Below are 823 nucleotides of genomic sequence, written 5' to 3'. Positions count from 1 at the left end.
CAAACAAAAGTGACACCAATACCAACAAAGGTAACCAACGATGCCAAGCGCTCAGATTGTTCATTGTACTGCCTACCAAAAATTATCGACCAACGCCGCTTAATGCCGAATCGTGTACGTCAATCAAGCGAAGACCGTATTTGTCATTAACGACAACTACTTCCGCATGGCCAAGTAGGGAACCGTTCACCTTTACGTCCAATGGTTCGCCGTTCAGCTTTTCAAGTTCAATGACGGTGCCTTCGCCCGCTTTCATCAAATCACCAAGTGGGATCTCTTTACTTGCGACTTCAAGCGTGACAGTCACAGGGATGCTTTTGAAAAAGCTCAGGTCGCGCTCTGCAGCAACAGGCTCAGGTTGGCGCGTTGTTTCAGCTTCAAAGTCTTCTAATTGAAAATCATCAAAGTTCAGTTCATCTGTGTCGAACGCTTTAGTTTCAGGCGCTTCGCTCATCGCTGCGTTTCCTTATCCGGGTTAAAAATCAAAACAAGCTGTCCGTCTTGCTCAGCAATACGGCCAGTAAAGAGAGGTTGATTGCCAATGCTTACCGGTACGGTATTTAGTAATTCGATTGGCATGATGTCATCAGGTTTTAGGCTGACAACGTCACTTAGAGCCATCGTTTTTTTACTCAATACCACGTTAAGACGAACTGGCGTTGATTCTAGGGAACGACAAAAAGGTTCATACAAATCCACGTCTGATTGCAGCTCAAGCTGTTCAATCAAGGTTTGGATCAGATGCGTGTCCAGTTTTAAGTACATCGACCCTTGATAACCTTCAAAGGTGATATTTAATTGGACACATAAGCCTATGCCGCGT

The 823-nt window shown here is 45.0% G+C and carries 2 protein-coding genes; both read right to left on the bottom strand.

Going from position 1 to position 823, the window contains the following annotated elements; all coding sequences use genetic code 11:
• Nucleotides 1-82: 82 nt before the first annotated feature.
• Nucleotides 83-454 (bottom strand): flagellar motor switch protein FliN, encoded by a 372-nt coding sequence (fliN, locus tag R7P74_RS25745; RefSeq protein WP_005462794.1) that lies wholly within the window; start codon nt 452-454, stop codon nt 83-85.
• Nucleotides 451-823: FliM/FliN family flagellar motor switch protein (locus tag R7P74_RS25740; protein WP_318123483.1), on the bottom strand; the 373-nt coding region annotated here is incomplete at its 5' end. The genes R7P74_RS25740 and fliN, both read right to left, overlap by 4 nt.

The sequence above is a fragment of the Vibrio sp. 2033 genome (assembly GCF_033339735.1).
The sequence above is the reverse complement of the archived record's forward strand: the minus strand, read 5'-3'. Positions and strand labels throughout refer to the sequence as shown.